Below are 25,779 nucleotides of genomic sequence, written 5' to 3'. Positions count from 1 at the left end.
GTGTAGCTGATTCAAGACTCACGCCTTGGACTCTAGGGCCGCGGCAGCGGTGTCGCCCGACGCCCGCGGTACGCTGAACCAGGCCGCGTAGAGCGCGGGCAGGAACCCCAGCGTCAGCACGGTCGCGGCCAAAATGCCGCCCATCATCGCCACCGCCATGGGGCCGAAGAAGGCGCTATGGACCAGCGGAATCATGGCGAGCACGGCGGCGGCGGCAGTCAACACGATCGGCCGGAAGCGCCGGGTCGTGGCACCGATGATGGCGTCGCGCTGCGTTGCCCCGGCGGCACGGTCCTGTTCGATCTGGTCGACCAGGATGATGGAGTTGCGCATGATGATGCCGGAGAGCGCAATGGTGCCGAGCATGGCCACGAAACCGAACGGCAGACCGAACACCAGCAGCCCCGCGGTGACGCCGATCAACCCCAGCGGCGCGGTCAACAGCACCATCAGCGTGCGCGAGAAGCTCTGCAACTGGATCATCAGCAGGGTCAGCACGGTTACCAAGAGTAGCGGCACGCCGGCGGCGATCGAGCGCTGACCGCGCGCCGATTCCTCGACCGCACCGCCGATTTCGATGTGGTAGCCGAGCGGCAGCCGGGCGCGCAGCGCGGCAAGTTGCCGGTCGATCCGGTTGGCTACGTCCGGCCCCTGGGCGTCGCCCAGCACGTCGGCGCGCACGGTCACGGTCGGCAGGCGGGCGCGGCGCCAGATGATGCCGTCCTCCTGTTCGTAGCGCAGTTCGGCGATCTGGGTGATGGACACCGCCTTGCCGTTGCGCGCGGGCAGCGCCAGGTCCTGGAGCGACGCCAGTTGCGCGCGTTCGGCGGGCTGGCCGCGCAGGACCACCTCGATCTGCTTGTCGCCCTCGCGGACATAGGTGACCGTGAGTCCGGACATGGTGCTTTGCAGGAAGGCCGCCAGATCCTGAGAGGAGAAACCCAGCACCCGCGCCTTGTTCTGATCGACCTTCAGGCGGATCACCTTGGTCGGCTCGTCGGAGTCGAACTGGGCGTTGACGATCTGCTGATCGGCGCGCACCAGGGCCATGACCTCGCGGGCCAGCGCCCGCACCCGCGGGAGATCGTCGCCGGAGACGCGGAACTGAACCGGGAAACCGACCGGCGGCCCGTTCTCCAGTCGCGTCACCCGCCCGCGCAGGCCGGGGAAGTCCTCTTCGAACAGTTGGATCAGCCGCGTGCGCAGCTGCTCACGCGCGTCATTGTCCGTCGCGACCAGCACGAATTGGGCGAAATTGGCGCTTTGCAACTGCTGATCGAGCGGCAGGTAGAAGCGCGGGCTGCCCACGCCGACGTAGGCAACGTAACTCTCCAGGCCCGGCTCGTGGTCGAGGACCTGCTCCATCCGCCGCGCTTCGCCGAGCGTGGCGGTGAATGAACTCCCCTCGGGCAGGCGCAGGTCGACGATCAGTTCGGGTCGGGACGACGACGGAAAGAACTGCTGCGGGACGAGCCGGAAGGCGGCCAGTGCGCCGATGAACACGGCCAGCGTCGCACCGATGACGATCCAGCGGTACGTGACGCTCCAGCCTACCAGGGTCCGAAAGCGGCGATAGAAGGGCGTGTCATAGACCTGATCCGGGACCTGATCCCGATGGGCATGCGTGCCGCCGTGGGGCGCCGGCTCCGGGCGCCCGCGCAGCCGTGCGGTCAGCCGCGCCGCGAGCGAGGCCCGCCGCGGTCGACCGAAGTCAGGCAGCAGCTTGAACCCGAGATATGGGATCACGATAACCGCCACGACCCAGGATGCGATGAGTGCAATCGCCGAGACCTGGAACAGCGAGCGCGTGTATTCGCCGGTCGAACTCTTGGCCATCGCGATCGGCAGAAAGCCGGCAACCGTCACCAGCGTGCCCGTGAGCATCGGGAAGGCGGTGCTGGTATAGGCGAAGCTCGCGGCACTGAAGCGGTCGAACCCCTGCTCCAGCTTGATGGCCATCATCTCGACGGCGATGATCGCGTCATCGACCAGCAGACCGAGCGAGAGGATCAGAGCGCCGAGCGAGATCTTATGCAAACCGATGCCGAACAGCCACATACACAGGAAAGTCGTGGCCAGCACCAGCGGGATCGCGATGGCGACCACCAGCCCGGTACGCAGCCCCAGACTCACCAGGGACACCGCGAGCACGATGGCGACCGCCTCGGCGAGTGACCGCATGAACTCCTGCACCGAGCGCTCCACGGCGCGCGGCATGCTGGCGACCTGCCCGATTTCCATGCCAATCGGCAGTTCGGGCTCCAGCGCGGCAAGTTTCGCACCGAGCGCACGCCCGAGCGCGATCACGTCGCCCCCCGCCACCATGGTCACGCCGATCCCTAAGGCTTCGCGTCCGTGCCAGCGCATCTTCTCATGGGGCGGGTCTACATAGCCGCGTGACACTTGGGCGATATCGCCCAGCCGGAACAGGCGATCGTTGACGCGCAGGGCGATGTCGCGTACGGCATCGAGAGAGTCGAAGGCGCCGCTCGGGCGCAGATAGATGCGGTCGGTGGGGGTCTCGAAGGCGCCGGCCGCGGCCACCGCGTTCTGCGCCGCGAGCGTCTGGACGATCTGCTCGGGGGTGATGCCCAGCAGCGCGAGCCGGGCATTCGACAGCTCGATATAGATCTTCTCGTCCTGCTCCCCGATGAAATCGATCTTGGAGACACCGGGCACGCGCAGCAGTTCGGCGCGAATACGGTCGCCGAAGTCTTTGAGATCGCGATAGGTGTAGCCTTCGCCACTGATCGCGTAGAGATTCGTATAGGTGTCGCCGAACTCGTCGTTGAAGAACGGCCCCTGAATGCCGGGCGGCAGGGTCTGACGGATGTCGGCGACCTTTTTTCGGACCTGATATTGCAGATCGGGAATCGCCGCGGGCGGCAGTGAGTCCTTGAGTGAGACGAAGACCAATGACTCGCCCGGTCGGGAGTAGCTCTGCACGAACTGGAGCGGCAGTTCCTGCAATTGCTGCTCGATGCGGTCGGTGACCTGTTGCTCGACCTCGCGGGCCGAGGCGCCGGGCCAATTCGTCTTGACGACCATCACTTTGAACGTGAATGGCGGGTCTTCGGACTGACCGAGCTGGGTATAGGCGAAGCTGCCGGCCAGGGCCAGCATGATCATGAGATACAAGACGAGCGAGCGATGGCGCAGCGCCCATTCGGACAGGTTGAGGTTCAGGCGCGGGGTGGCTTGGGGTGTCATGGCTGCCATGTTGGAACGAACATTGCCCGAGAAGGTCGCAAAACGACCCGTGGGAGCGGCCTCCGGCCGCGATGGGGCCTCGCGGGGTCGCCGCGGCATTCGCGTACACCGCGGCGGCGCGTCGCGGCCGGAGGCCGCTCCCACGATGAACTGGCATCGTCCGTGGCGAAGGCCCGTGCTGCCACGGCATCCAATACCTGCCGACAGACCCCCTCAGTTCACCCGCGCTGTTGCCGCGGCCGTCGGAACCGTCGGCTCAGGCGGGACGGGCCGTCCGGCACCGACATAAGGCCGGACCTGCTGACCCTCGTGGAGCTTGTTGGCGCCGGTGGCGACCACCCATTCACCGGCACGCAGTCCGGCGGCGATCACCACGCCGTCTTCGCGATATTGCGCGATCTCGACCGGGCGCAGGGACACGGTGCCGACCATGGGGTCGTAAACCCAGAGCGCGGGCCGACCATCGCTCGCCTGATAGAGCGCGGTCGCGGGCAGCAGACTGGCCGTCCCGGACCCGGCGTCGGCCAACAGGACCTCCGCGGTCATTCCCCACTGCATGGCCGGTGCCGGGTCGATGACCGAGACCCGCACGGCGAAGGTCCGGGTGACCGAATCGACCGCCGGCGAGACCTCGCGGACCGCGGCGCGATAGCGGGTCTCGGGATCGGCCGCCAGCATCACCACGATCTGCTGCGCTTGCTGCACCTCGGCGATCCGCGCCTCGGGGACAGCGATCTCGACCTCGCGCTCGCGCTCGCGGGCGTAGCGCATCACCACTTGGCCAGCCGCCACCACCTGACCAGCCTCGGCCGCGACGGCCGTGATCACACCGTCTTGCGGGGCGAGGAGTTGGGCATAGGCCGCCTGATTGCGGGTGACGGCGAGGTTCGCCTGGGCCTGCTCGAGTTTGGCCTGGGTCGCCTTCATCGCACTGCGCTTAGCGTCGAGGGCGGAGGCGCTGATGAACTTCTGTTTGAGGAGATTCTCGTGGCGGTCGAGTTCGGCTTGGGCGAACTCATGATCCACCCGCGCCGCGGCGACTTGCGCCTCGGCAGACTCGGTCTGCAGCGCCAGATCAGCCGGATCGAGCCGCGCCAGCACCTGACCCTTGCGCACCCGCGCGCCGGCATCCACACCGCGGCTGACGATCTTGCCGCCGATGCGGAACGCCAGATCCGACTCATAGCGAGGCTTGACCTCGCCGGCGAACACGGCGGTCGCGGTACCGCTGCCCGGTACCACCTCGGTGAGCAGCACCGGACGGATGGCGGCCGCCGTCGGCTCGTGCTTGGTGCAGCCGGCGAGGGCGGTCGCCATCAGGATCAGCAAGACGACCCCGAGCGCCTTGCCGTCATAGCGTGGGAATGTCAACAGGAAGCGCGGCGGTTGATTCATGGCGATACCCCGGCGGTTGACCCTGCAGTTGACGCGGCGCCGATCATTCCCGCCCAGAGTGCCCGCAAGGCGTCCTCGAGTTCGACCGGGTAACCCCAGGCGAAGACCGGCGGTAACTCGGGATCGGTGCCGGCCGCCGCGCCACCGGCCGCGGCCGACATCTGCCAGAGCCCGAGGATCAGCGCATAACTGCGGCGCAGCAGAACGGCCCCGCGCCCCAGACTGGGTGTCGCGGCCGACAGTGGGAAGTGACGCTCGACCCCGGCGCCCGCCCGTTCGAGTCGGGCCGCCATCCGCTGCTTGAACGCCAGTGCCGCGGCGGGCGGGATGCTGTGGGTCATCAGCCCGAAGCAGCGCGCCGCCAGCGGCAGCACCAGGGGCGGATCGACCAGATGGGCGCGCGTCAAGGCGTACACCGCGTCGAAGTCCACGCGCGGCCCTGCCTCCACCAGCGCGATCAGATCCCGGAAGAAACAGTCGATCCGGCGCTCGTGAACCGCGAGCAGGAGTTCCTCCTTGCTCGGGAAATAGAGGTAAACGGTTCCCTTGGCGAGGCCGGCGTGAACGGCCACCTCGGCGACGCTGGCGACCCGGTCGGGCGCGTTCAGCAGAACGCCCTCGGCGGCGTCGAGGATGGCGTCGCGGCGCTCCTGTTTATCTTCGGCCTGAATGGCCCGCTGACGAACGGCCATGGCGATTGCTGCTCCTGGTGCGACCAATAACTGACTCAGGGTCATTTGTTCAATACAATAGATGACCGCTGGTCAGTTGTCAATCAGCAGGGATCGAAACGCCGCTCACGCAGTTCGCTGGAGTCCAAGGCAAAGGCACCGTGGGAGCGGCCTCCGGCCGCGATGGGAGCGCGCGGGATCCAAACATCGGCGTTCACCGCGGCACCGCATCGCGGCCGGAGGCCGCTCCCACGAGGGCACCGGCTGGCTTTCACGTCCCCGCAATGCGGTCGTAGTAGCGTGCCCTATAGATGAGTCGCGGCACCGGCCCGTCGGCGAACCCGGTGCGGGTGTGCAGCACGTTGTTGCAGATCAGGCCCCAGCCGGGTTCCAGACGGCCTTCCAGGTGCCAGGGACCGGGGGTGTGCAGGACCGTCTTGAGACAATCCACGGCCGCGGCACTGAGCGGGTCGTCACGCCACCGGATGTTGCGGGCGCGGTTGGTATAACGCATGTGCAGTCGGCCGTCGGGGCGGACCGAGAACACGGGGCCGGATTGTTCGGCGCGCGTCACCGTGCCGCCGGTCGGGGCCTCGCCCTCATTGGCCGGGATCGTCATGCACTCCGGATGCATCAGGGCGCGGATGAACTCGGGATCGCGGTCACGGACCAGACAATAGACGATCTCGTGGTCGAGCAGGGCGTTGGCGCCGCCCGCGGCGGCCGGGTGGACACAGTGCAGCAGCAGCCCGTGGATCTGCCGCTCGGGGGTGTTGTAGTAGCCGTCGGTATGCCAGGCGATGGGCCGGTCGGTGTAGGGGATGTACCCGCGATGCCGGGCGTCGGTTTGGACCTTGAGTGAGGTCACCGCGTCCTCGTCCGCTCCCGGATTGTGGTCCAGCCGGTGCAGGCCGAAGCGGGCGCCCAATTCCACCGGAATCGACTTGCCTGGATCCTCGCCGGTCCGGCCGACATAGATTGCCATATTGGCGCGTCGGCAGCGGTCCAGGATGGCGTCGAACTGCGCCTGCGTCAGTTGGCGCGGGTCCTCGACTTCCACCACCAGATCCGCAAGCCGGGTGGGGGCGGCGGCGAGCCGGGCGTCGCGCCAGCGGGCATAGCCGTCGGCGTTGTCGAGGTCGAAAGGGGAGGGGGTCCCGGTCGGCGCGGCGGCCGGTGCTAACGTGGGTTGCATCGTTACAGCTCCTGGGGTTAGGCGATTTCCATCATAACTTGTTTCGGGGGCCGGCGGCGGCCTTGATCAAGATTCCGGCCACTTGGGCTCGCCGGGTGCGTCGTCAGGCCATCCTGGCCTGACACCGCAGGGCTGGAAGCCCTGACGACGCATGCCGCTGTCCGGGAAATCACTCCGCTGGACGGCGGTTAACGAGTGACCAACGGGGATTTCACGCGCTTTGACCGGGATGTTATCGTGCGCCCTCACAAAGTGTGACGCCGATCACAGTTTTCACGCGTCAGCGACGTCTTGCAGATTCGTCACTCAAGGAGCTAGGTCATGTTTGAGATCCTGCCACGACTGCGTTTGTTACCGGCCCTGCTGGCGCTCGGCAGCGGCCTGCTGGCCGCCGCCGCACCCGACCCCATGCCGCCTGCCGGCGGGGCAGGTGTGACCGGCCTTGCGGTGCCGCTGATCCAACCGGCTGCGCCGCCGGCCGCGGCGGCGACCACTCCCGCCGCCCCGGCCCAGGCGCGGATTCAGGCCGACTACGGCAAGTTGCCCTACACCTTCGAAGCCAACGGCGGCCAGGCCGATGCCGCGGTGAAGTTCCTCGCCCGCGGCCCCGGCTACAGCCTGTTCCTGACGCCCGGCGAGGCGGTGCTGTCACTGCACACCAGCCAACCGAAGACGGCGCCGCGGCCCCAGCCCGGTGCCCGGCCGGAGCCGGTGCCCGCGCCGCCGCCGGCCGCCGTGCCGGAACCGACCGCCGCGGCGACGCTCCCGGCGGTGCTGCGCCTGAGCCTGGTCGGTGCCAATCCCGACCCGGTCATCCACGGCGAGGCCGTCCTGCCGGGCAAGGTCAACTACCTGCGCGGCAGGGACCCCGCGGCCTGGCGCACCGGCCTGTCGACCTATGCCAAGGTGCGCTACGAAAGTGTTTATCCCGGCGTCGATCTGGTCTATTACGGCACCCAGGGGCAACTGGAGTATGACCTGGTGCTGGCTCCGGGAGCGGATCCCACGGTGATCCGGCTGGCCTTTGCGGGCGCGGATCAGATGCGGCTGGATGACACCGGCAATCTGGTGCTGACGCTGGGTGAGCAGCAGATTGTTCAGCACAGCCCGCGGGTCTATCAGGAGACCAACGGGGAGCGCACGCTGGTTCCGACCCGCTATGTGCTGGCGGATAACCGGCAGGTGAGTCTTGCTATTGGCGACTATGACGTCAAAAGGGCGCTGGTGATTGATCCGGTGTTGGTGTATTCCAGCTACCTGGGTGGTAGCAGCATCGACTATGGCGTAGGCATCGCCGTGGACGGCGCCGGGAATGCCTACCTGACGGGAGAGACCGGGTCCACCGACTTCCCGACCCGCGAAGCCCTGCAGCCTGATCCTGGCGACGGATCAGATTTCTTTAACGATGCCTTTGTCGCCAAACTCAGCGCTGACGGCGCCGGGCTGGTTTACGCCACCTACCTCGGCGGCAGCGGCGGCGACGGGGGCTATGACATTGCCCTGGACGGTGCCGGGAATGCCTACGTGACAGGATGGACCTCCTCCACCGACTTCCCGACCCACCAGGCCCTGCAGCCTGCCTTCGGCGGCGGATATTACGATGCCTTTGTCGCCAAGCTCAGTGCCGATGGCGCCGCGCTGGTCTACGCGACCTACCTCGGTGGCAGCAACTACGGTTATGGCACTGGCATCGCCGTGGACGGCGCCGGGAATGCCTACCTGACGGGATTTACCACGTCCCCCGACTTCCCGACCCGCCAGGCCCTGCAGCCTGACCTCCGTGGCTATTCCGATGCCTTTGTCGCTAAGCTCAGTGCCGATGGCGCCACGCTGGTCTACGCCAGCTACCTCGGAGGTGCCAACGATGACTTTGGCTGGGGCATCGCCGTGGACGGTGCCGGGAACGCCTACCTGATTGGATCTACCGAATCCTTCGACTTCCCGACCCGCCAGGCCCTGAAGCCTGGCCACGGCGGCGGACGCGAAGCCTTTGTCGCCAAACTCAGTGCCGATGGCGCCACGTTGGTCTACTCAACCTACCTCGGTGGCAGCGGCTCAGAGGAGGGCTATGGCATCGCCGTGGACGGCGCCGGGAATGCCTACCTGACGGGAGTTACCACGTCCCCCGACTTTCCGACCCGCAAGGCCCTGCAGCCTGACTGCGATGAATTTGGATGGTGCAGCAACAGTGCCTTTGTCACCAAGCTCAGTGCCGATGGCGCTAGGCTGGTTTACTCCACCTTCTTCGGCGAGGGTTATGGCCGTGGCATCGCCGTGGACGGCGTCGGAAGTGCCTACGTGACCGGACGTGCCTACAAAATACCGATCCGCAACCCGATACAGTCTGAAAGAAGCGAAAACGAGGATGCCTTTGTTGCCAAGCTCAGTGCCGATGGCGTCACGTTGGTCTACTCAACCTACCTCGGGGGCAGCGACACTGACATTGGCTATGGCATCGCCGTGGACGGCGCCGGGAATGCCTACGTAACGGGATCGACCGCGTCCCCCGACTTCCCGACCCGCCAGGCCCTGCAGCCTGACCTCCGGGGATTCTCGAATGCCTTTGTCGCCAAGATCCAGGACCTGCCGAGCGTACCAGTGGCACTCGTGCCCCTCGGTGACCTCAATCGCGACGGCACCCAGGACCTCGCGGTCTTGTTCGCGGACGCCACGGTGGGAACGGTGACCGCGCAGATCAAGACTGCCGCCACCGGGACCCTGATCCAGACCTTCAGCTTTGATCAGCGCGATGCGTCGGTGGATTTCGCCGTGGTGCCCGACCAGAACGGCAACGGCGCCCCCGAGTTGGCCCAGTTGGGATTGCGCGCGACGGACAGCAGCGTCCAGGTCGAGGTGCGCGACACCCTGACCGGAAACCGGCTGAGCGCGGTCGCCTTCAATCCCCGCTTCGCACCCCAGCGGCTGGCGGTGCTGCCCGACCAGAACGGCAACGGCGCGGTGGAACTGGCGGTGCTCGGCATCAAGACGACGACCGGCGGGATCGCCGCCGAGATCAAAGACGCCCGCACCGGTGCCGAGCTGGGGCAGGTGTTCTTCGCCAAGGCGTTTCAACCCGTGGATTTCGCCGCGGTGGCCGACGCCAACAGCAACGGGGCCGCGGAACTCGCCGTTTTAGGGATCAATGGCGACGGTCAGCCACGGGTCGAACTGCGCGACAGCGACAGCACGGCCTTGGTCAAGGTCCTCTGGTCGCCGAAATGGACCACCCCGCTGAACCTGGCCGAACTGCCGGACGCCAATGGCAACGGGACGCCGGAAGTGGCGGTGCTGGGACGCAACGGATCGGCCGTCGTGGTCAAGACCGCGGATACGGGCACCGGCGACCAACTGGGCTTCGTCTATTACAACCGCAATTTCACGCCGCATCAGATGGCCACGCTGCCCGACCTCGACGCCAGCGGGGTGGCCGAACTGGCGGTGCTGGGCCGCGACGCCGACGGCACGACCAAGACCGAACTGCGCGATGCCGTGACCGGTGCGTTGGTGCGTAACCTCTGGTTCGGTCAGCTTCCGCCGATCGACCTGGCGGTCATACCCGACATGAACGGCAACGCCAGCCCGGAGGTGGCCGTGCTCGGTATGCCGGCGGCGGGTGGGACCCAGATTCTGATCAAGGACAGCGTGACTCAGGCGGAGGTCAGCCGGCTCAACTTCTAGCCCGCTGTCGCGCCGGCTTCCTACCGGCGCGAATTCGGACGGTGCGGTGAGGAACGCGCATTGGCAGCGAATTCTGCAAGCCGTTGTATGGTGCATGATGCGGTTCGTGCCTCACCGCATCCTACGGCCTTATGGCGCTCGGGAGGATCTCGCCGCCAGGGTGTGGAGCGAACCGCCGCAACTCAGGGCGGTGCGATCTCCAGCAACACCTCATCCGGATTCACCGCGTCCCCCTTGATGACATAGACGGCGGTGACGGTGCCGGCGATGGGGGCCTGGATCTCGGTCTCCATCTTCATGGCCTCGGTGACCAGGACCGACTGCCCGGCCGCGACGGTATCGCCTTCCTTGATCAGCACATCGACGATGTTGCCCGGCATGGAGGTGGTCACATGGCCGGGAGCACTGGGTTTGGGCCGCTTGCCGACGATCGCTTTCTTGACCGCACCCTCGGTCCCGCCGGTGAGGACGATCTCGTCGAGGGTCTCGACCACGACCTCTTCGGGGACGCCGTCGATGTTCAGATAGAAGTGTCGGTCGGCCTGGCCCTTGTGGCCCGCACCCGTGACCTTGACGTGGTAGGTCTCGCCATGGACCGCGATGTTGAACTCGGTGGGGGCGCTGCCGGCCGCCTGGGCGCTCGGCGGCGGCTCCAGTGGTTCCGGCTGCAGGGTCCCGGCCGCCCGCTGTTCCAGGAAGGCGCGGCCGATCTCCGGGAACATGGCATAGATCAGCACATCATCCGCGGAGTGGGCGAGCGGTCCGATATCCTGGGTCAGCCGCTCCATCTCGGGTTTGAGCAGGTCGGCCGGGCGGCATTCCACCAGTTCCTCGTTGCCGATGGCCTGCTGTTGCAGCGTCGGGTTGACCGGCGCCGGGGCGCGGCCGTAGCGGCCCTGGAGATAGAGTTTCACCTCGTTGGTGATGGTCTGGTAGCGCTTGTCGGTCAGGACATTGATGACCGCCTGAGTCCCGACGATCTGCGACGTGGGGGTGACCAGGGGCGGATAGCCCAGGTCTTTGCGCACCTTCGGGATCTCTTCCAGCACCGCGGACATGCGCTCCAGCGCGTTCTGTTCCTTCAGTTGATGGGCCAGATTGGAGATCATGCCGCCGGGGACCTGATTGATCTGCACCCGCGTATCGACCCCGGTGAACTCGCTTTCGAATTGGTGGTAGCGTTTGCGTATCTGGTAGAAATAGATACCGATGTCCTGAATCGCTTGCAGGTCCAGCCCGGTATCGTATTGGGTCCCGCGCAGCGCGGCGACCATGCTCTCGGTGGGCGGATGGGAGGTGCCGCCGGCCATGGAGGAGATGGCGGTGTCGATGGTGTCGCACCCGTTCTCGATCGCCTTCAGGTGACACATGTCCGCCAGGCCCGAGGTGGCATGTGAGTGCAGGTGCAGCGGCAGATCCACCGCGTCCTTCAGCGCCCGCACCAAGTCGGCCGTGACGAAGGGCGTCAACAGCCCCGCCATGTCCTTGAGTGCGAGGGAGTCGCAGCCCATGGCCGCCAACTCCTTACCCATCTGTACGAACCCGGCCACGCTATGGACCGGGCTCTGGGTGTAGCAGATGGTGCCCTGCGCATGTTTGCCGGCGCTCTTGGTGGCCTCGATGGCGGTCTGGAGATTGCGCACGTCATTCAGCGCATCGAAAATGCGAAAAACGTCCATGCCGTGTTCAGCGGAGCGTTTCACGAACGCGCGCACCACGTCATCGGAATAATGGCGGTAGCCCAGCAGATTCTGACCGCGCAGCAGCATCTGCAGCCGGGTCCGGGGCAGGGCCTCGCGCAGTTGGCGCAGACGGTCCCAGGGATCTTCTTTCAGGAAGCGCACGCAGGCGTCGAAGGTGGCGCCGCCCCAGCATTCCAATGACCAATAGCCGATGGCGTCGAGCTTCGGACAGATCGGCAGCAGGTCCTCGGTGCGCATCCGCGTGGCGAGCAACGACTGATGAGCGTCGCGCAGACAAACGTCGGTGATGTTGATCTTGGGCATGATGAGAACCTGAATCGGATAAAACAGTTACAGCCCGGCGTGCGCCGCGATGGCGGCCGCCAGGGCCGCGGCCACATGGTCTTTGCGGCGCTTCTCTGAATACTCCAGGAGTTCCGGGTGCGCCTCCAGATAGCCGGTATTGAAGTGCCCGGAGCGGAATTGCGGATCGCGCAGGATCTCCTGGTAGAAGGGGATCGTGGTCTTGATGCCGAAGAGCCCCAGGTCGCGCAGGGTGCGGGAACCGCGATTGAGGACATCCTCCCAGGACAGCGCCCAGACGATGACCTTGGCGAGCATGGAATCGTAATGCGGCGGGATCGTGTAGCCGGTATAGATACAGGTGTCGGTGCGCACCCCCGGGCCGCCCGGCGCGTAATAGCGGGAGATGCGCCCGAAGCTGGGCAGGAAGTTGTTCTTGGGGTCTTCCGCATTGATGCGGAATTGCATGGCGAAGCCGCGCCGGCCGATTTCATGCTGCTTGAAACGCAGCGGCAGCCCGGCGGCGATGCGAATCTGTTCCTCGACCAGGTCCACACCGGTAATGGTCTCGGTGATGGTGTGCTCCACCTGGATGCGGGTGTTCATTTCCATGAAATAGAAACGCCCGTCGGTGTCCTGCAGGAACTCGACGGTGCCGGCATTGGTATAGTTCACCGAGCGGGCGGCCAGCACCGCGAGTCCGCCGATGTACTGACGCTCGGCCTCGTCGATCTGGGGGGAGGGCGCGATCTCGATCAGTTTCTGATTCCGCCGCTGGATGGAGCAGTCGCGTTCGAACAGATGGACCACGTTGCCATGGTGGTCGCCCAGCACCTGGACCTCGATATGGCGCGGGTTGACGATGCACTTTTCGAGGAAGACCTCGGCCCGCCCGAACGCCTTGGTCGCCTCGGAGATCACCCGCTCGAAGTTGTTGCGCAGTGCCTTGGCGTCGTCGCAACGGCGAATGCCGCGGCCGCCGCCGCCGGAGGTCGCCTTGAGCATCACCGGATAGCCGATCTGATCGGCGACCCGCAGGGCCTCGTCCAGGTTCGCCAGGTTACCGGCGCTGCCCGGGGTCACCGGCACCCCGGCCTTCTGCATGGCGAGGCGCGCCTGCGTCTTGTCGCCCATGCGTTCGATCACCGCGGCCGTCGGCCCGATGAACGTGAGTCCGCGCCGGGTGCAGGCCAGCGCCAGTTCCGGATTCTCGGAGAGGAAGCCGTAGCCGGGGTGGATGGCGTCGCAGCCCGTGGTGAGCGCCAGGTTCACGATATTGTGAACGTTGAGATAGCCGGCCAGGGGGTCGCCGCCGAGGCTGTACGCCTCATCGGCTTTCTTGACATGGAGCGAATGACGGTCCGCCTCCGCAAAGACGGCGGCCGATCGGATGCCCATCTCCGCGCAGGCGCGGATCACCCGCACCGCAATCTCGCCACGGTTGGCGATCAGGATCTTTCGCAGCATCATGGGAGGCCTCTGAGGCGTGCCGTTGGGGCTGTTGTACCGGCGGGGTCGTCGTGGAAACGGCCGCACAGCGCCGCGCCGCTTATGTTGCTTTGCAGCAATATACCGGACTGGGGCGAATCCGCAAGCCCTGGAGCCCTGGAGGCCGCGGCGGTGACCCGGACCGGCAGGCGTATACTTTGATGGCCGTGCTCATGACTCCGGCGGTAGGGTGCGGTGAGGAACGAACCGCACCGCGGCGTCCGGGAGTTTGATGCCTGGGGCCGGTGCGGTTCGTTCCTCACCGCACCCTGCAATACAGAAACAGTGGATCTCACAACGGCGAACGAGGCATGCGATGACAACCGAGACTTATTCCCGTCTGTTGGCGGCAGTGGACTTCGAACCGAACGGTGAGCCGGTGATCGACCGCGCCCAGCGGCTGCGCGCCTTATTTGGGGCGCGCCTGACTCTGCTGCATGTGCTGGAGCATGTGCCGCCGGCGCCGGATTATATGCCGCTCGGATTCGGCGGGGACTTGCCGACTCCGGATGACCTGGGGCTGGAGCAGGAGCTCGTGGATATCGCCTGTCGGCAACTGGACGTCCTGGGCGAACGTTTGGGCGTCGCGCCGGTCGACCGGCTGGTCCGTGTCGGCCCGACCAGTCACACTATCGACGAGGTTGCCGATGAAATCGCCGCGGACCTGGTGATCATCGGCAGCCACGGTCGCCACGGTTTCCTGGGGCTGTTCGGCTCGACCGCTAAGGCGGTGCTGCGCAGCGTCAAATGCGATGTGTTGTGTGTGAAACTGCAGGATGCAACGCCGACCTGAGTGGACCGGCGCAAACGCATCGACCGGATCACGCGGGATGTTCGTTCGGCTTCAGGGGGCGATAGCGCCTTCTCAGCCAAACGAGTTCTCAATCAACTGGGTGACTTCCTGCGTGATGCGTTCGTTCATCGTCTCGGGCAGCTTGAACCGGTCATACATCCCGTTCTGACCATTGAACAGCAGCATCATCTGGCGGCCAAGGTCCCGCGGGTCGTCGAACTGCCAGCCGACCATGCCGCCGCTGCCCCGGACATACTGACCCCGGCACATGAGCCGCAGGACGTGCAGGACGGTATCGCCCACCTTCTCGCAGAAATGGAACCAGTAGGGCCACTCCGCCGTCACGTCCAGGAAGAAGGAGCGGATCTCCGGGATCTCCGCGGTCTCGCGCGGGTCCTGATCCCAGCCGTCGAAATAGAAGGTCAGCTTGCCTTCCCACTTGAGGGCCGCCTCGCGGGTGCCCGAGAGCAGTGAGAGCTTTTCGAGCAGCGGGCGGATGTCGCCGGTGTCCACCGACTCGCGGGTGATGGCGATCACCACGAGTTCGTCTTTTGCCGGGGAAAAATGGGCCAGCGGGTACTTGGGTTTTTTCATGGTGTCAGTGGTGCAGGCGCCGCACCCGCGGCAGATCGGTCCGATAGTTTACGAAATCCTACATGCGCGCGCCCGGTCGTGCGGCCGCCGCATCGGTCGATGCCGGCACGACGCTGGCGCCGACGTCCTTCAGCAACCGCTGGAATTCCGGTGAGTCCATCAGGATGGTTCCCGCCGCCGCGCGCAGGCGGTCGACGGCCTCGGCGGGCAGCACGAACGACGTCGGCTGCTGATTCAGATAGGCCATTTCCGCCTTGTCTTTCAGCCTGGCGAAGGACACGTCAATGGCGTAGATCTCCGCGTTCGGGATGCGTAACGCGGCGGCGACCGCGGGGTCCTTGTTGGCCGCAAAGGCGGCCGAGTTGCGGATCCGGCGCAGGTTCTGCCAGCGCGCCGCGGTGTCGCGCAGGAGCTCCACGGCCTCGTAGGAAAAGGCGTCGATCGGCGTGCCGGCGGCTTTGAGCAGCACGTCCAGGGTACCGGGCGGCTCCTCGGACTGGTCCCAGGTGGTTGGGGGCGACGACAGCGAATTGACGATGATCACGATGATTCGGCGCGCGCCGTCAAACGGCGATGGCTGACCGGCGTCGTGCAGCGCCTCGTGGACTTCGAGCGAATCGAGCACGGCGCGCATACCGACATTGTCCGATACGCCGCCGTCGACCAGATGGAGGTAAGGCCGACGGACGCTGTCGCGAAAGTCCTGCTCCGCCTGGAGCGAGCGGATCGCACGGGCCGCGGGCCGCGGCGGGTTGTCGGCGTCGAGGAAGGGCTTCACCCAAGCGGGCGTGACCGTCTTGCAGGTGCCGCCATAGTTATTGAGTGTGACCGGTGAGAGCACCACCGGCACCGCCGAGGAGGCCGCCGCGGCGCGGGAGAGCCGGACCGCATTCAGATCCGAGCAGACCACATCGAAGACGCGCTGGTTGAAGACGAACCGGGAGCCGGTCGAAAGGTCGGTGGCCGACGCCACGATCAGCGGGCCTTTGCCGCGGTTGAGATCGCCGAAGGTGGCACCGTTGAACAGGATTTCGTCGTAGATCTCGGCCGCCAATTCGGAACGACCCCAGCCGGTCGACGCCAACCGGCTCCAATTGGCTGGATTGAAGGTGCGCGCGACGATCTCGCCCTGCACATCGCGCTTCAGAAAGCGTTGCTCATAGTCGTCGAACAACTTGTCGCCATAGAGTCCATAGGCGAGCGCCGTGAAGCTCCCGCCCGACACGCCGGTGATGACGTCCACCGCGTCGAGCAGGCGAACCTTGTTGCCTTGCGGTCCAACCACCTCGGTGCGGCGCAGGAACTCCAGCACGCCATAGGAGAAGGCGGCGGCGCGGGTGCCCCCGCCGGAGAAGGCGAGGACGACCAGATTCTCCTTGTTCCGGTCCCGCGCCTGGCGCGTATCCAGCCGGTAGCCGCTGCCCGGGTCGGCCTGGGCGATCGGCGGATTGATCGGTCGGGTGGCGCAACCGCCGAGCAGTAGCAGCGCCGCCGGCACGAACAGTGATCGAATGAATACGCCCAACATGATTGCTCCCGACCAGGCCGCGATGGGCGATTGGTGTGTTTGACGACGCTAAGAATACTCCAGTTCATGGCTGCTTTACCGGCTCGCGTTCCGCTTGGGCATCAAGGCTCCGGTCCGGGCCGCAGCGCTGCCCCGGTGCGGCGGACGCCAGGCCGGGAAGCGGCGGGGCGACACCCGCCGAACGGGCAGCGGTGGATTCGGTGTTCTCCGAGAAACACGCGCACGGCGCCCCGGCGTGCCGCGAGACCGGTGATTCCTCCGGGCGGGGTCTGCGTGAATAAGATACCGTGGTACATAATACCGTATTACGTGGTACTAAAATGCGCTCGATGCGCTGGTGAAGAGCATATTTTACACGTGATAATCCCCCATTATCCCGTCCAGATGGGCACTACTGCCCCGGCCGGCCGGATTCCCGGTACACCCTCCCGCGGACCTGTTGCAGTTGGTGATGTTGCATTGTGGGTTGGACCATCAATGCGGCATTGATCGCCTGAGCCAGGCTATCCGGGTTGCGGCGTGGTAGCAGTAGCGGTAGCATCATGGGTAGCAACAGAGAGAAAGCCCCATGCGAACCGAAAAATTGTCCATTTCGCTCACCCCCGAGGCGATCGGGGTGATCGATGCCTATCGGGCGACCCACGCGGTCAAGAGTCGTTCCCAAGTCGTCGAGCAAGCCTTGCGCCGGCTCCGGGAGGACGAGCTCGAGGCGGCCTACCGGGAAGCGTCCGCCCCGGATCTATCCGAATGGGACGTGACGCTGAGTGACGGACTGCCCGATGAAGCGTGGTGAGATCCTCTACGCCGAGCTCAGCCCCACGGTGGGCGCCGAGATCAACAAACGCCGCCCGGTGTTGATCGTGAGCAACGATGCCAACAATCGGGCGGCGAGCACCGTCACGGTCTTGCCCATCACGTCCAACCTGACCCGGGTCTATCCCTTCGAGGTGGCGCTGTCACGGGCAGACTCCGGCCTGCCCAAGGATTCCAAGGCCCAGGCCCAGCAGATCCGCTCCATCGCGAAGGAGCGCATCACCGGCACCGCGCTCGGCCGACTCGCGGCGGACAAGCTGCGGGAAGTCGACGCGGCGATCCGCTTGCACCTGGCGCTGTAGACGCCACCCCGCCCTCCAGGGACATCAGATGAGCCTCACCCCCGCCGGGGCGACCAGCGCCAACTCGGCAACGGCGATGTGACCCTCGGTATCGCTGTGGCCCCCGGCAACTGCGAGGAAAACAATGTCATGAATACACAACACAAGATCGCCGCCTGCCTGTGGTTCGAGAAAGACGCCGCGGAGGCTGCGCGCTTCTACGTCGCGATCTTCCCCGACGCCTACATCGTTCACCAGGCGACGAGTACAGTCGACTGGCCGGGCGGTAAGGCCGGCGATGTCATCGTCGTCGACTTCGTGCTGGCGGGACAACGCTATCAGGCGCTGAACGGCGGCGCGAACGAGAATGCCACATTCAACGAATCCGTCTCGCTGTCGGTCACCTGCGAGGACCAAGCGGAGGTCGACCGTTATTGGGACGCCCTGATCGCCGATGGCGGCGAGCCAATCATGTGCGGCTGGCTCAAGGACAGGTACGGCCTGCGCTGGCAGATCGTGCCGCTTGTCCTCACCGCGATGCTGCTGGACCGCGATCGGGACAAAGCGCAACGCGCGATGGAGGCCATGATGCAGATGGTGAAGCTTGACGTCGAGAAATTGCAGGCGGCGTTCGACGGCGAAGCTTGAGCACAACCCCCATCCCCAGAGGAGAATAGCCATGCTGGGGCGATGACGTGCCTGATGGCGAGACGACATCCTTATCCGATGGCCGTGAAGAAAAAAGAAGACGAAACCGTCGTCTTCTCCTGGATCGTCTGGCCGTCCAACCGGCCCATTTCGCTCAGACAAATACCGCGGTTGTAGGCGATATCCGCGTCATTCATCATCAAACGCGCCGCAGCCGAGCAGCAGGGTTCGCGCCGGGTTCATCGTGGTCGCCCCCTCAGAGCCCCATGATCGCTCGCAGTTCAACACTGGTGAGCACCTGGCAATAGATCATGTTGATGATCTCCAACTCGCGCTGGTGCAAGGCATCGGTGCCGGCGGCGCAGCAATCCTCGATCACAATGACGTTGAAGCTCTCGTCGGCGAGGCTGCGCACCGTGGAGGAGACGCATTGATCGGTGAAGATCCCGGTCAGGATGACGTTGCGGATGCCCAGGTTGGCGAGGATCAGCCGCAGATTGGTCCCGGTCAGGGCGCTGTCGGTGGTCTTGGTCACCACGATCTCGCCGGGGTGTGGTGCCAGCTCGGGGACCAGTTGACTCGCCGCGCTGTCCTTGGGCAAGAGCAGGGCGTTCCAGCCGGGCTTCTTCTGGCTGAGCGAGCGATCACGCCCGTCCTCGAGCAGGCAGGCAATGCGCGCGTGGATGACGTCCATCCCCTTGGCGCGAACAGCGTGCTGCAGGGCGCGGGTGGTCGGGATGACGATCTCGCGCATCCGCTGGTGGAACGGCAACCAGCGCGCCGCCTCGTGCGGATCAGCCGGGGTCTCCAGGTAGAGGTTCTGCACGTCGATGCACAGCAGCGCCGTCTCGGCGGGATTCAACACCAGGTCCGCGGGCTCCGGTGCCTGCGCATAGTAAAAGGAGCGGTAGGCGGTCTTCCAACTCATCGGGGTCCTCCAAATAATGAAGAGACAGGCAGGTGGGTCGCGCGGCCGAGCCGAGCACGGGCCGACCGCGCTGGGGCCGATGATCCACGTGAGCGTCGCCGCCGTCGAGAGCCCGATCGACTGCGCACCGACCGCCTCGCCGGCACCGTGGCGCGCGTGTGATCTTGACGCGTCTGGCTTCGGCCTGCCCCGATCCATGCCCGCAGCCAGCGCGACAGCCATCGCTTCGACTCCGTGCCGGCGCTGCTCGAAACCGCAAGCGCACCGGCCAAGGTCCGTTTCTTCCTGACTCCAGATCGGGACTTGGACGCGGTGACGGGAGCGACCCCGATCGCCGCTCTGCGTGCCGGCGACCCGGCGGTCGGCGCCCTGGTGGCGCGCAAGACGCGCCAGTTCGGTATCCAATGCGCTCCTGGACATCCTCGACGCGCAGGGTTGGGGCCTCGTTTAAGCTAAGGCCGACGTCTCCCATCCAGCCGGCACCAACCACCCCGCCTGGCCAGTGACCCTGAGGCGAATCCTGAAACCCCTGAAGCGCGTCCTACCACTGGAGGCGCGGAGCACCGTAGAATTCGGACAGTGGCGCTTTACCGTACGGCAGTTTCTGAAGTGATGAGGGCAGGGCGATGCGGCGCTGGGTCCATCCCGAGAAGGCGCGGTACTACCAGGCCGACCTGGTCGAGGATCTGCTCGGCGGCTGGTCGGTGGTCACCGCGTGGGGTGGGCTTGGCTCACGGCGCGGCCGGATGCGGACGGCCTGGGTGGCGACGCGGGAGGAGGGGATGGCGCGGCTGGAGGCGATCGAGAAGCGACGGCGGCAGCGGGGCTATCACAGCATCGAAACCGAACACCTGGTTTGAGCATTCTACCGTTGATCGCCACGCAAGGAATCTATTGTTGAATAATCGGTCACTCCTGATATGAAACCTCAAGATAAATATTGCGCAATTCCGTATTACCGACGCAATCAATATGATCTTCTTCGTCGAATATGAAAGACTGCCGGCGCAGCAACTGTTTACGGTTCAATCAAGTATGATGACATATTTGCTTCGCGGCTTCGCGGTGTGGCTTCTGATGGCCTTGGCCGAGACTGTTCACGGGACACTACGGACGCTCTTCCTCCAACCCGTTGTTGGAGACCTTGCGTCACGCCAAATCGGCGTTCTCACGGGATCGCTCATGATTCTTCTGATCGCCTACGTAACCATTGGATGGATCGGCGCGAGGGAATTCAAGCAACTGGTCTCTGTTGGCCTGCTCTGGTTCATCCTCATGCTCTGCTTCGAGGTCGGCGTCGGTCGCGCTTTCGGACTCTCGTGGGAACGCATCATCGCCGACTACGTGCCCTGGCACGGTGGCTTCATGATCATCGGGATGATGATCCTCGCGCTCTCACCGCTGATCGCAGCACGCTTGCGAACACCTCGCTACAGTGTCAGCCTCAGTCGTCGGGACCAGCAGTCGTCCGCGGCCTGGAACAATGTGGACCCGCCCAAATGATGCCGCAGTGACCCATGGATAAACTCTGGAAGCAGATCACCCCGTCGGATTTCGCCTGGGAGCGTGAGGCATTGGTCTTTCTTAAAGGCCAGCTACCCGACCATGAGCCCTACCGTGCTTGGGCTAACTTTGAATTCATCGCGCAAGACGGTTCCATCAACGAGGTCGACAACCTCATCCTGACCCCCAAGGGGTTCTTCCTCATCGAGATCAAGTCGCACCCCGGCGAGATCAGCGGCGACGCCGGCACCTGGGTTTGGACCCACGAGGGGCGCCGTCGCGTCTTCGACAATCCGCGCTTGCTGGCCGATCGTAAGGCCAAGAAGCTCAAATCCTTGCTCGAAAGCCAGCGCTCGGCACTGAAGGCGAAGGAGCGCATCCCCTTCATCGAGACGCTGGTCTTCCTGTCCGCCGAAAACGTCGTCAACAAGCTGCTGGGGCCGGCGCGCCTACAGGTATGTACCCGCAGGAACGTCATGGATGCGCTCTGTTCCATCGACAGCAGTTGGAAGCATCGTCCGCTCGACCGGCCGATCTCCAAGGTCGTCGCGCGCGCCCTTGAGGAGGCCGGCATCAAAGAATCCCTGCGAACGCGGCGCGTGGGACTCTACGCGCTCAATGATCTGCTGGATGAGGCGGATCACTTCCAGGACTGGCTCGCCACCCACTCTGAAACAGGCGTGCAGCGGCGCATCCGCATCTATCTCACCCTTGGCAAGTCCGAGCAGGAGGCCGCCACCCTGCGCAACGCCGCCAAGCTGGAGTTTCGACTGCTCGAAGGCATCGAGCATCCCGGCATCCTCCAGGCGCGGGACTATCAACAGCACGATCAGGGGCCGGCCCTGGTCTACGAGCACGACCCCGCCGCCGTGCGCCTCGACCACTTCCTGATCGGGCTCGGCGCCGGCCAAACGCTGGAGACACTGGAGGCAGTGACACTGCTGCGTCAGATCGCGGAAGCCGTGCGCTTTGCCCATGGCAAACGGCTCTATCATCGAGCGCTGAGCCCGCAGAGCATCTACGTGCGCAACGACGGTGACGGCGGGCTCTGCGTCAAGATCGCCAACTGGGCCACCGCGCGGCGCGCGCTCGAGAGCGACTCGCGGGAACTGACAGCACTCAGCCACCTGAGTTGCATCATCCAGGAGGAGGCCGGTCCTTATCTCGCGCTCGAGGCCCACACCGATGCGTTGGGCGCCAACGCGAGCGACAGCGTCTATCTCGACGTCTTCTCGCTCGGCGCCATCGCCTACCTGCTCTTCACCGGCCGGCCGCCCGCCGCGAACGATCTGGAACTGCAGGACAAGCTCAGTCGCGGCAAGGGGCTGCAGATCACCGACGCACTCAACGGTGCCGGCCGCGAGCTACAGGACCTCATCCAATACGCTACCCACCCGGACACCGGCAGTCGCATCGGTTCGGTCGGTGAGTTCATCGAGTATCTCAACCTGGTCGAGGACGAGCTCAGCCGTCCCGACAGCGAACGCCGCACTGATCCCGCCGCGGCGCGCCCCGGTGACACCTTCGAGGGCGGCCTCCTGGTGACCAAGCGCCTCGGGCGCGGGGCCAGCTCGGTCGCCTTCGTCGTCATGCAGTGCGGGCAGGAGCGCGTGCTCAAACTGGCCGCCACTCCCGAGCACAATCAGCGCCTACGCCAGGAAGCGGAGACCCTGACTAAGCTGCGGCATCAGGCCATCATTGCCTACCACGAGACCCACGACGTCCTCGGTCACACCGGCCTGCTCCTCGACTATGCCGCCGAGGGCACGCTGGCCGAGCGCCTGCGCAAGCTCGGCCCCATTGCGCTCGAGCTCTTGGAGCGCTTCGGTGACGACCTCCTGAGCGCCCTCTGCCACCTGGAGGAGAAGGGCATCTCCCACCGCGACATCAAACCGGAGAATATCGGCCTGATGAAACAGGGCCGCCAGTTGCATCTGGTGCTCTTCGACTTCTCGCTGGCGAGCCTCAGCGCTGAGAATTTCACCGCCGGCACCCTGGCCTACATGGACCCCTTCATCCGCGACCCGGGCCGTCGGCGCTGGGACGACTACGCCGAGCGCTTCGCCGCCTCCCTGACGCTCTACGAGATGGCGACCGGCCGGCTACCGACCTGGGCGGACGGGGAGGGGCTGCCGCCACTGATCGAAGGCGCCCTGGAGATCGACCCCGCCGTCTTCGACCCGAGCGTGCGTGATGGCCTGGCCGGTTTTTTCCGCACGGCGCTGGCCAGGGACGTCAAGGCGCGCTTCGGCAATGCCGAGGACATGCGCCGCGCCTGGCGTCAGCACTTCGACCAGGCTAAGCGGGAGACGACCTTGCACCCTGGCGAGGGCGACGCGGCGCCATCCTGTCCGATTGGCGAGGCCGGGCTCGACACCCAGATCGGCCTGCTCCCGCTCTCCGCCCAGGCGCTGGATACCCTGAGCCGGCTCAACATCAATCGCGTCGCTGACCTCATCCGTCTGCCGCGCAACGAGCTGGTGCGCATGACGGGGGTCGGGACCCAGACCCGGCGCGAACTCTCGGAGGTGATCGCACGCCTGCAGGCCCGTCTTGCGCCCCCGGAACCCAGCCGGGCCGGGAGCGAGGCGATCCCGCCCGCCCCGATCAAGAGCGACGGCCTGCTCATCAGCGTCGACCAATTGATGCGCAGCATCCGGCCGCCCCAGACCAAGACAGCCGACCACGCCCGCTACAGCTTCCTCACCGAATACCTGGGCCGTCTCGATGCCGACACCGCCAGGCCCGCGGACAACGTCCATTGGCCCACCCTCATCACCCTCGGCGCTGAGATCAGCATGGAGTCCGCAGCAGCACGCGATCTCCAAACGCGCGTCCTGGCGCAGTGGGGCAAGAACACCTTCATCACCCGCTTACGCCAGGATATCGCCACGCTCCTCGCGGAGCAGGGCGGTGTCATGACCGCGGTCGAGCTGGGGGAGGCCATCTTGCTGCGCCGCGGCTCGGTACGGCCCTCGCCGATCCGCGATCGCTGGGCGCAGGCCGTGGTACGGGCCGCGATCGAGACCGAGCTGGCCCGCCGGGAGTCGCGCTGGATCCTGCGCCGCTGCGGCAAGCGCATCCTCATCGCCGACGACACTCAGGGGCTGGGTGAGGCGCTGGCGGACTACGTCGAGGCCCTGGGCCAGCTCGCCGACGAATGCGCCGAGCAGCAGCCCCTGTTGTCGCCGGTGCGCGCCCTGGAGCGCATCCGCGCACTTCCGGCCCCGGATTCGTTCGCCGGGCTCAGCAACCACCGACTGCTGCGTCTGGCCGTCGCCGCCTCGCAGGGGGCCGCGCTCTCCAGTCGCGCGGAGTTTTACCCCAAGGGCATGCCCGCCGAGCGCAGTCTCGAGCTGGCCCAGGGCGCCTTGCTCGGCACGCCCAAGCTCTCGGTGGCCGAGGTGCAGGACCGCATCCAGGGTCGCTATCCTGAGGCGTTGCCGCTTCCCGGCCGGCGGGAGCTCGATGACCTGCTGGGGCGGCTCGAGCTGGGCTTCGTCTGGGATCCCCAGGCCGAACACGGCGGCAAGCGCGGTGCCTACTGTCTGCCGCAGGCCGGCGCCCTGGGCGACGGCAGCACCCTCGCCGCCACCCGCACCAGCGTTCATTACACCCAGCATGAGGCGGGGGCTAGCTCCCCCACCCGCGAGCTGAAGCAATTCGAACAGAGCGTTCGCAACGCGCTGGACTCCGGGCGTTTTCTGGCCCTTTCGGTGCGGCCCCGGCTGTGGCAGCGGGCGCAGCAGCAGCTCGCCGCGACCTTCGCGTTGCAGGTCGTCAGTTTCGACGACCTCCTGCTGCGCCATCTGCACCGTCTGTGCGACGGCATGGCCAACCCGCCCAACTGGCAGGTCGTGCTGAAGGCCGATGCCGCCGACCCCGGCAGTGTCGACTGGTCGCGTTTGCAGGGGCTGGTCCGCCGTGTCCTGCCGGCGATGACCGCGGAGCTCAAAGCGGCGGACCGACCGGTTCTCCTGACCGACCCTGGACTGATCGGTCGCTATGGTCTGGTCGACACCTGGCTCGGTGAACTGCGCCAACACCTGCAGGACGCCCCGCGGGCGCCGGCCCTACTACTGCTCATCGCCAACGAGTTGGCAGCCACCGCGGCCATCATCGACGGCGTCAGTGTGCCGAGCGGTGCCGGCAGTCGGGAGTTCGCGCGCATTCCGAGTGCCTGGCTCCAGCCGGTCGTAGCGGACGCCTCGTGATCCTCAATCCGGCAATTGCGCACGCCAAGGCGCCAAGACGCCAAGGTGCTTCAAGGCGCTATCGAAACCGGAGGCGCTCGCGCTGACGGCCTTCGGTTACACTTGCGACTGACGCCAACCCCCAGAGGAGGACCGCGGCGATGAATCCCCTCGCGCATTTCGACCCCGATGACCCCTATCCGGAGAGCGACGGCGAGCCTATGGCGGAGAATACCGAGCAGTATGAGTGGCTGGTCAAGATCAAAGAGAATCTCGAGATCCTCTTTGGGCAGGACCCGCAGGTTTTCGTCGCCGGGGATCTCTTCTGGTATCCGGTTCCCGACCGGCGGATCGCCGGCCCGGTGGCCCCGGACGTGATGGTCGCCATCGGCCGGCCCAAGGGCCGCCGCGGCTGTTACAAGCAATGGGAAGAGGGTGGCGTCGCCCCCCAGGTGGTGTTCGAGATCCTCTCGCCGGCGAACAGTCTCAAAGAGATGGCCGACAAGCTGGCCTATTATGATACCTACGGGGTCGAGGAATACTACGTCTACGATCCGTCCGCCAACACGCTGGAGATTTGGCTACGCCAGGAGGGGCGGCTGCGGCGGATGTCGCACTTGAAGGGCTGGGTCAGCCCGCGGCTGGGTATTCGCTTTGCGTTGACCGGCGAGACGCTGGAGATCTTCGATCCGCAGGGGCAGCCGTTCTTGACCTCGGTCGAACTNGCCGCGCGCTTGCGCGATGAGGCGGCGCGTGCCGAGCAGGAGCGTGCGCGTGCCGAACAGGAGCGTGCCCGTGCCGAGCAGGAACACGCGCGTGCGGAGCAACTGGCCGAGCGGTTGCGTGCCCTGGGGTTCGAGCCGTGAGCCTGGATCA

Annotated in this window: 19 protein-coding genes; 10 read left to right on the top strand and 9 right to left on the bottom strand. The window is 65.8% G+C overall.

Annotated elements, in window-relative coordinates; genetic code table 11:
- Nucleotides 1-18 precede the first annotated feature (18 nt).
- From A39O_RS0118220 to A39O_RS0118205, 4 genes are all read right to left on the bottom strand, one after another.
- Complete coding sequence (locus A39O_RS0118220) at nucleotides 19-3,309, bottom strand: efflux RND transporter permease subunit (protein WP_281170094.1); 3,291 nt, start codon at nucleotides 3,307-3,309, stop codon at nucleotides 19-21.
- Between the two features lie 114 nt (nucleotides 3,310-3,423).
- Nucleotides 3,424-4,605 carry an efflux RND transporter periplasmic adaptor subunit gene (locus A39O_RS34095; RefSeq protein WP_020506100.1) on the bottom strand — a complete coding sequence of 394 codons (1,182 nt, stop codon included), beginning with the start codon at nucleotides 4,603-4,605 and terminating at the stop codon, nucleotides 3,424-3,426.
- Nucleotides 4,602-5,297 (bottom strand): TetR family transcriptional regulator, encoded by a 696-nt coding sequence (locus A39O_RS36805; protein WP_020506099.1) that lies wholly within the window; start codon nucleotides 5,295-5,297, stop codon nucleotides 4,602-4,604. The genes A39O_RS34095 and A39O_RS36805 overlap by 4 nt, the downstream gene beginning before the upstream one ends.
- Before the next feature lie 250 nt (nucleotides 5,298-5,547).
- Nucleotides 5,548-6,471, bottom strand: a complete 924-nt coding sequence (locus tag A39O_RS0118205; protein ID WP_020506098.1) for a TauD/TfdA family dioxygenase — start codon at nucleotides 6,469-6,471, stop codon at nucleotides 5,548-5,550.
- A gap of 321 nt (nucleotides 6,472-6,792) precedes the next feature.
- Between A39O_RS0118205 and A39O_RS0118200 the strand changes: the two genes are divergently transcribed.
- Nucleotides 6,793-10,149, top strand: coding sequence for a DUF7948 domain-containing protein (locus tag A39O_RS0118200; RefSeq protein WP_020506097.1), 3,357 nt, complete (start codon nucleotides 6,793-6,795; stop codon nucleotides 10,147-10,149).
- Between the two features lie 182 nt (nucleotides 10,150-10,331).
- Here the strand turns inward: A39O_RS0118200 and oadA are convergent, their stop codons facing one another.
- Both oadA and A39O_RS0118190 read right to left on the bottom strand, forming a co-directional pair.
- A complete protein-coding gene (gene oadA, locus A39O_RS0118195) occupies nucleotides 10,332-12,155 on the bottom strand; it encodes a sodium-extruding oxaloacetate decarboxylase subunit alpha (RefSeq protein WP_020506096.1) in 1,824 nt (607 codons plus the stop codon).
- 27 nt (nucleotides 12,156-12,182) lie between these two features.
- Complete coding sequence (locus A39O_RS0118190) at nucleotides 12,183-13,601, bottom strand: acetyl-CoA carboxylase biotin carboxylase subunit (RefSeq protein WP_026199515.1); 1,419 nt, start codon at nucleotides 13,599-13,601, stop codon at nucleotides 12,183-12,185.
- 337 nt (nucleotides 13,602-13,938) lie between these two features.
- Between A39O_RS0118190 and A39O_RS0118185 the strand changes: the two genes are divergently transcribed.
- The gene (locus tag A39O_RS0118185) at nucleotides 13,939-14,415 is read left to right on the top strand and encodes a universal stress protein (protein WP_020506094.1); all 477 of its coding nucleotides are present in this window, start codon (nucleotides 13,939-13,941) and stop codon (nucleotides 14,413-14,415) included.
- Between the two features lie 72 nt (nucleotides 14,416-14,487).
- Here the strand turns inward: A39O_RS0118185 and A39O_RS0118180 are convergent, their stop codons facing one another.
- Nucleotides 14,488-15,009 (bottom strand): chlororespiratory reduction 6 domain-containing protein, encoded by a 522-nt coding sequence (locus A39O_RS0118180; protein WP_020506093.1) that lies wholly within the window; start codon nucleotides 15,007-15,009, stop codon nucleotides 14,488-14,490.
- Between the two features lie 58 nt (nucleotides 15,010-15,067).
- On the bottom strand, nucleotides 15,068-16,537 hold the full coding sequence (locus tag A39O_RS0118175) for a patatin-like phospholipase family protein (RefSeq protein ID WP_020506092.1): 1,470 nt from the start codon (nucleotides 16,535-16,537) through the stop codon (nucleotides 15,068-15,070).
- A gap of 568 nt (nucleotides 16,538-17,105) precedes the next feature.
- On the opposite strand from A39O_RS0118175, the gene A39O_RS0118170 reads away from it, so the two are divergent.
- The 4 genes from A39O_RS0118170 to A39O_RS43395 all read left to right on the top strand — a co-directional run bounded on the left by A39O_RS0118170 (nucleotide 17,106) and on the right by A39O_RS43395 (nucleotide 18,456).
- Nucleotides 17,106-17,330: a ribbon-helix-helix domain-containing protein gene (locus A39O_RS0118170; protein ID WP_020506091.1), complete on the top strand. Its 225-nt coding sequence runs from the start codon at nucleotides 17,106-17,108 to the stop codon at nucleotides 17,328-17,330.
- A complete protein-coding gene (locus A39O_RS0118165; protein ID WP_020506090.1) occupies nucleotides 17,317-17,652 on the top strand; it encodes a type II toxin-antitoxin system PemK/MazF family toxin in 336 nt (111 codons plus the stop codon). Before A39O_RS0118170 ends, A39O_RS0118165 begins: the two co-directional genes overlap by 14 nt.
- Nucleotides 17,653-17,781: 129 nt before the next feature.
- The gene (locus tag A39O_RS0118160; protein WP_026199514.1) at nucleotides 17,782-18,279 is read left to right on the top strand and encodes a VOC family protein; all 498 of its coding nucleotides are present in this window, start codon (nucleotides 17,782-17,784) and stop codon (nucleotides 18,277-18,279) included.
- A gap of 42 nt (nucleotides 18,280-18,321) precedes the next feature.
- Nucleotides 18,322-18,456, top strand: coding sequence for a DUF1428 family protein (locus A39O_RS43395; RefSeq protein ID WP_322786457.1), 135 nt, complete (start codon nucleotides 18,322-18,324; stop codon nucleotides 18,454-18,456).
- Between the two features lie 79 nt (nucleotides 18,457-18,535).
- On the opposite strand, the gene A39O_RS0118150 is transcribed toward A39O_RS43395, so the two are convergent.
- Nucleotides 18,536-19,207: a cysteine hydrolase family protein gene (locus A39O_RS0118150; RefSeq protein ID WP_020506087.1), complete on the bottom strand. Its 672-nt coding sequence runs from the start codon at nucleotides 19,205-19,207 to the stop codon at nucleotides 18,536-18,538.
- Between the two features lie 626 nt (nucleotides 19,208-19,833).
- Between A39O_RS0118150 and A39O_RS0118145 the strand changes: the two genes are divergently transcribed.
- From A39O_RS0118145 to A39O_RS0118130, 4 genes are all read left to right on the top strand, one after another.
- Complete coding sequence (locus A39O_RS0118145; RefSeq protein WP_020506086.1) at nucleotides 19,834-20,067, top strand: WGR domain-containing protein; 234 nt, start codon at nucleotides 19,834-19,836, stop codon at nucleotides 20,065-20,067.
- A 112-nt stretch (nucleotides 20,068-20,179) separates the two neighbouring features.
- Complete coding sequence (locus A39O_RS34085) at nucleotides 20,180-20,710, top strand: hypothetical protein (protein WP_020506085.1); 531 nt, start codon at nucleotides 20,180-20,182, stop codon at nucleotides 20,708-20,710.
- A 14-nt stretch (nucleotides 20,711-20,724) separates the two neighbouring features.
- Complete coding sequence (pglW, locus tag A39O_RS0118135; protein WP_020506084.1) at nucleotides 20,725-24,924, top strand: BREX system serine/threonine kinase PglW; 4,200 nt, start codon at nucleotides 20,725-20,727, stop codon at nucleotides 24,922-24,924.
- Between the two features lie 140 nt (nucleotides 24,925-25,064).
- Nucleotides 25,065-25,769 (top strand): Uma2 family endonuclease, encoded by a 705-nt coding sequence (locus A39O_RS0118130; protein WP_020506083.1) that lies wholly within the window; start codon nucleotides 25,065-25,067, stop codon nucleotides 25,767-25,769.
- Nucleotides 25,770-25,779 lie beyond the last annotated feature (10 nt).

Origin of the sequence: Lamprocystis purpurea DSM 4197, from assembly GCF_000379525.1 — a bacterium.
Taxonomy (GTDB): domain Bacteria; phylum Pseudomonadota; class Gammaproteobacteria; order Chromatiales; family Chromatiaceae; genus Thiodictyon; species Thiodictyon purpureum.
This window is presented reverse-complemented; position numbering and strand designations above follow the sequence as displayed.

Excerpts from the sequence above, each read along its gene's own strand:
- A39O_RS0118220 (WP_281170094.1), bottom strand. The coding sequence starts at position 3,309 with ATGCCGCGGCGACCCCGCGAGGCCCCATCGCGGCCGGAGGCCGCTCCC.
- A39O_RS0118150 (WP_020506087.1), bottom strand. The coding sequence starts at position 19,207 with ATGAGTTGGAAGACCGCCTACCGCTCCTTTTACTATGCGCAGGCACCG.
- A39O_RS43395 (WP_322786457.1), top strand. The coding sequence starts at position 18,322 with ATGACGTGCCTGATGGCGAGACGACATCCTTATCCGATGGCCGTGAAG.
- A39O_RS34085 (WP_020506085.1), top strand. The coding sequence starts at position 20,180 with ATGATCTTCTTCGTCGAATATGAAAGACTGCCGGCGCAGCAACTGTTT.
- A39O_RS0118145 (WP_020506086.1), top strand. The coding sequence starts at position 19,834 with ATGCGGCGCTGGGTCCATCCCGAGAAGGCGCGGTACTACCAGGCCGAC.
- A39O_RS0118180 (WP_020506093.1), bottom strand. The coding sequence starts at position 15,009 with ATGAAAAAACCCAAGTACCCGCTGGCCCATTTTTCCCCGGCAAAAGAC.
- A39O_RS0118170 (WP_020506091.1), top strand. The coding sequence starts at position 17,106 with ATGCGAACCGAAAAATTGTCCATTTCGCTCACCCCCGAGGCGATCGGG.
- A39O_RS0118200 (WP_020506097.1), top strand. The coding sequence starts at position 6,793 with ATGTTTGAGATCCTGCCACGACTGCGTTTGTTACCGGCCCTGCTGGCG.
- pglW (WP_020506084.1), top strand. The coding sequence starts at position 20,725 with ATGGATAAACTCTGGAAGCAGATCACCCCGTCGGATTTCGCCTGGGAG.
- A39O_RS34095 (WP_020506100.1), bottom strand. The coding sequence starts at position 4,605 with ATGAATCAACCGCCGCGCTTCCTGTTGACATTCCCACGCTATGACGGC.
- A39O_RS0118165 (WP_020506090.1), top strand. The coding sequence starts at position 17,317 with ATGAAGCGTGGTGAGATCCTCTACGCCGAGCTCAGCCCCACGGTGGGC.
- A39O_RS36805 (WP_020506099.1), bottom strand. The coding sequence starts at position 5,297 with ATGGCCGTTCGTCAGCGGGCCATTCAGGCCGAAGATAAACAGGAGCGC.
- A39O_RS0118185 (WP_020506094.1), top strand. The coding sequence starts at position 13,939 with ATGACAACCGAGACTTATTCCCGTCTGTTGGCGGCAGTGGACTTCGAA.
- oadA (WP_020506096.1), bottom strand. The coding sequence starts at position 12,155 with ATGCCCAAGATCAACATCACCGACGTTTGTCTGCGCGACGCTCATCAG.
- A39O_RS0118175 (WP_020506092.1), bottom strand. The coding sequence starts at position 16,537 with ATGTTGGGCGTATTCATTCGATCACTGTTCGTGCCGGCGGCGCTGCTA.
- A39O_RS0118190 (WP_026199515.1), bottom strand. The coding sequence starts at position 13,601 with ATGCTGCGAAAGATCCTGATCGCCAACCGTGGCGAGATTGCGGTGCGG.
- A39O_RS0118205 (WP_020506098.1), bottom strand. The coding sequence starts at position 6,471 with ATGCAACCCACGTTAGCACCGGCCGCCGCGCCGACCGGGACCCCCTCC.
- A39O_RS0118160 (WP_026199514.1), top strand. The coding sequence starts at position 17,782 with ATGAATACACAACACAAGATCGCCGCCTGCCTGTGGTTCGAGAAAGAC.